The organism is Rhizobacter sp., from assembly GCF_035702065.1.
GTDB lineage: Bacteria > Pseudomonadota > Gammaproteobacteria > Burkholderiales > Burkholderiaceae_C > Rhizobacter.
In genome coordinates, this window is sequence record NZ_DASSRA010000153.1 from 1 (window position 1) to 4,273 (window position 4,273).

The 4,273-nt window shown below is 67.0% G+C and carries 4 protein-coding genes; 2 read left to right on the plus strand and 2 right to left on the minus strand.

What is annotated here, in order from left to right:
* Window positions 1-341 (minus strand): type III pantothenate kinase (locus tag VFL64_RS07275; RefSeq protein WP_489539709.1); only part of this gene is annotated, 341 nt, incomplete at its 3' end.
* 12 nt (window positions 342-353) lie between these two features.
* On the minus strand, window positions 354-1,049 hold the full coding sequence (locus tag VFL64_RS07280) for a hypothetical protein (protein ID WP_489539710.1): 696 nt from the start codon (window positions 1,047-1,049) through the stop codon (window positions 354-356).
* 186 nt (window positions 1,050-1,235) lie between these two features.
* On the opposite strand from VFL64_RS07280, the gene VFL64_RS07285 reads away from it, so the two are divergent.
* Together VFL64_RS07285 and VFL64_RS07290 are read left to right on the plus strand one after the other, a co-directional pair.
* Window positions 1,236-2,072, plus strand: coding sequence for a PPK2 family polyphosphate kinase (locus VFL64_RS07285; protein WP_489539711.1), 837 nt, complete (start codon window positions 1,236-1,238; stop codon window positions 2,070-2,072).
* Between the two features lie 29 nt (window positions 2,073-2,101).
* Window positions 2,102-4,273: methylmalonyl-CoA mutase family protein (locus VFL64_RS07290; protein WP_489539712.1), on the plus strand; the 2,172-nt coding region annotated here is incomplete at its 3' end.

The following is a 4,273-nucleotide window of genomic DNA, read 5'->3' on the forward strand; positions in this document are numbered from 1 at the left end:
CAGGCACCGATCATCGCGACCCAGCGGTCGGCGCCCAGGCGTGCGGGGTGTTCGTAGCCATTGGTCACGCCAGCGGCATGCGCGGATGAAACCACCCAGCGCGGGTCGATGTCCCACAACTCCAACTGCTCTTCGACGCGACGCTTGATGCCGTCACCCGCCACCACGCAACCCAGCATGCTGGACGGCGCGGGGATGTTCTTCCAATCGGTCTCGGCGAGCTGGTCGATGGTTTCGAGAAAGGCCGCGCCATGGGCCATCACGGCAGCCCCCGGCTGCGGCGAAGCGTAGAGCGCCCACTTGAGACGCGTGTTGCCGACGTCGATGGCCAGAAAACTCATCGACGCAGTATGTCAGGAAGACGGCAGCGACAAGGACGGGTGGGTGGAAAGCAGCTCGCGCACGCGGGCCATGGTCTGCGAGGCCCACAGGCCCTTGAAGGGCTTGAAGATGCGCGACTCGACTTCTTCGAGCAGGCTTTCGATGTCTTCGCGCGTGCGCGCACGGCGCAAGCGCAGGATGGTCAGCGAGCCGGCGACCGGCGCCTCGGCGCGCACGGCGCGCAGCAGGATGGCGCGCGCTTCTTCCAGGGCTTCGTCTTGCACGTCGAAGGGCTCTGATTCGAGTGCTTCGGGCGCCGCATGGGGCAACTCGTTGAGCGAGTCCAGGTGGGACTCGGAGTGCAGGCTCAGCGACGGCGGCAGCACGCTCACGACCGAGTCGGGGCCCAGCGGCATCGAGGCCGACGGCGCGGCATCCAGCGGCACAGGCTGGCTTTCGATCAGCACCGACGACGAGGACGACTTGCGGCTGGAACGCGGCTCCGGTTCGAGCGGCGCGGGGCGCGAGATCATGCCCAGGTCCATCAGTTCGTCGAAGGCCGTGTCCGGCGAGCCGGCCGCGATGGCCATCTGGCGCACCTCGTGTTCGTCGCGACGCCCATCGACCAGCAGCAGCACCGTGCGGTGGCGCTGGCTCAGCTTGCGCTGGCGGCTGGTCAGCTCAGCCAACGCCTCCGGTGTCTTGGTGGGAACGTTGATCGTGGCCACGACGTCTCTCCTCGTACTTTCTGATGGGGCGGCTCTCACGCGCCCTCGATGGGCTGCGATTGTGCCGCCAAACCCATTTTTCGAGACCCCCGAAACGCCTCTTGTGCACCAGTGTGCAAAAGTGTTGAGGGCCAGGGCGATACACTCGGCAATTGACGTATACGTCAATCAACCCCGAGGGCTCCCATGGCCACCCCCCGTCCTCAGCTGAGCGATTTCCAGCACGCCGCAGCCGGTGCCGCCAACAGTGCGTTCGATCTGGCGCGCATTTCCCCGCAAGCCAAGCCTTACTCCACGGGCGACAAGCAGGCCGACAAGACGGCGGTCGACACACTGGCCGTCGAGCTCGACACGCAGCAAAACCTCTTCTATGCCGACCGCCGCTTCAAGCTGCTGGTGGTGTTGCAAGGCACCGACACCAGCGGCAAGGACGGCACGCTGCGCGGCGTGTTCGGGCGCATGAGCCCGCTGGGCGTGCACACGGTGGGCTGGAAGGCGCCGACCGAACCGGAGCGTGCGCACGACTACCTGTGGCGCATCCACCAGCAGGTGCCGGGCAATGGCGAGGTGATGATCTTCAACCGCAGCCACTACGAAGACGTGCTGGTGCCCGCGGTCAACGGCTGGATCACGCCCGAGCAGACGCGCCAGCGCTACGCCCACATCAACGACTTCGAGCGCATGCTCAACGAGACCGGCACGGTGGTCGTGAAGTTCATGCTGCACATCTCAAAGGACGAACAGGGGCGGCGCCTGCAGGAGCGCCTCGACGACCCCACCAAGCGCTGGAAGTTTGCCGCGGCCGACCTGGAAGCGCGCAAGCAGTGGGCCGCCTACCAGGCCGCCTACGCCGCCGCCATCTCGGCCACCGGCACGCCCTGGGCGCCGTGGACCGTGGTGCCGGCCGACTCCAAGACGCACCGCAACCTGATGATCGCCACCGTGATGAAGCAGGTGTTCGAGTCGCTCAATCTGCGCTATCCCCCCGACGACCCCGCACTCAAGAGCCTCAAAGTGGTCTGACCGAGCACCACGCCCAGGAGACAAACGACATGACCGACCTCTCCGCCGAACACAAGGCGCTGGCCAACTACCGTCCCACGAACAAGGTGCGATTCGTCACCGCCGCGAGCCTGTTCGACGGGCACGATGCAGCCATCAACATCATGCGGCGCATCCTGCAAAGCATGGGCGCCGAGGTGATCCACCTCGGGCACAACCGCTCGGTCGACGAGGTGGTGACCGCTGCGCTGCAGGAAGACGCGCAGGGCATCGCCATCAGTTCGTACCAGGGCGGCCACGTCGAGTACTTCAAGTACATGGTCGACCTGCTGCGCGAGCGCGGCGGCGCGCACATCCAGGTGTTCGGCGGCGGCGGCGGCGTGATCGTGCCGGCCGAGATCGCGGAGCTGCAAAGCTACGGCGTGGCCCGCCTCTACAGCCCCGAAGACGGCCAGCGCATGGGCCTGCAGGGAATGATCGGCGAGATGGTCATGCGCTGCGACCACGACCTGTCGCCGCATGCACCGACAACGCTGACCGCCATTCAAGGCCACGCCGAAGCGAACTGGCGCGCGCTGGCGCAGCTCATCACCGCACTGGAAAACGGCAAGGCCGATGCATCGCTCAAGACCGCCCTGCACGGTGCCGCCAAGAAGGCCCGCATTCCCGTGCTCGGCATCACCGGCACCGGCGGTGCAGGCAAGTCCAGCCTCACCGATGAGCTGATCCGCCGCCTGCGGCTGGACCAGGGCGATGCGCTGCGCGTCGCGCTCATCTCCATCGACCCGTCGCGCCGCAAGAGCGGTGGTGCGCTGCTGGGTGATCGCATCCGCATGAACGCGATCTCGCCGTGGCAGCAGGGGGCACGCATCTTCATGCGCAGCCTCGCCACGCGCGACTTCGGCAGCGAGATCAGCCAGGCCCTGCCCGACGTGCTGGCCGCCTGCAAGGTGGCCGGCTTCGACCTGGTGATCGTCGAGACCTCGGGCATCGGCCAGGGCGACGCCGCCATCGTGCCGTTGGTCGACGTGCCCATGTACGTGATGACGCCGGAGTTCGGCGCGGCCAGCCAGCTGGAGAAGATCGACATGCTCGACTTCGCCGAGTTCGTGGCCATCAACAAGTTCGACCGCAAGGGCGCCGCCGACGCGCTGCGCGACGTGGCCAAGCAGGTGCAGCGCAACCGCGAAGCCTTCGGCAAGAGCCCCGACGAGATGCCGGTGTTCGGCACCATGGCCAGCCGATTCAACGACGACGGCGTGACGGCGCTCTACCAGGCGCTGCTGCCGCGGCTTGCCGAACTGGGCCTCAAGACCCGCAAGAGCACGCTGCCGACCGCCGCGACCCGCCACAGCACGCACCAGGTGCCCATCGTGCCCGGCGCGCGCGTGCGCTACCTGGCCGAGATCAGCGACACCGTGCGCCACTACAAGCAGCAGGCGCTGGCGCAGTCTCGCCTGGCGCGCGAGATCCAGCAGCTGCGCGAATCGGGCCGCATGCTGCAGCAGGACAACCCCGACAAGGCCAACGCCGTCGGTGCCGTGCTCGGCCTGGCCGAGCAACGCGAAGCCCGGCTCGATGGCCATGCGAAGAAGCTGCTCGCGCAGTGGCCGGCGATGCAGAAGGCCTACGCCGGCGACGAGTACGTGGTGAAGATCCGCGACAAGGAGATCCGCACCGCGCTCACCACCACCACGCTCAGCGGTACCAAGGTGCGCAAGGTGGTGCTGCCGCAGTACGAAGACCACGGCGAGGTCTTGAAGTGGCTGTTGCTCGACAACGTGCCGGGCAGCTTCCCTTACACCGCCGGCACCTTCGCCTTCAAGCGCGAGAACGAAGACCCGACGCGCATGTTCGCGGGCGAGGGCGATGCCTTCCGCACCAACACGCGCTTCAAGCTGCTCTCCGAAGGCATGCCGGCCAAGCGCCTGTCGACCGCCTTCGACAGCGTCACGCTGTATGGCAACGACCCGGCGCTGCGGCCCGACATCTACGGCAAGGTCGGCAACTCGGGCGTCTCCATCGCCACGCTGGACGACATGAAAGTGCTGTACGGCGGCTTCGACCTGTGCAGCCCCAGCACCAGCGTCAGCATGACCATCAACGGCCCGGCGCCGACCATCCTCGCGATGTTCATGAACACCGCCATCGACCAGCAGATGGACAAGTTCCGCGCCGACAACAACCGCGACCCGAGCGACGACGAGGCGCAGAAGATCACC

What these genes read in the sequence shown, in the direction of transcription:
- VFL64_RS07285 (WP_489539711.1), top strand. Translation starts at nt 1,236, where the DNA reads ATGGCCACCCCCCGTCCTCAGCTGAGCGATTTCCAGCACGCCGCAGCC.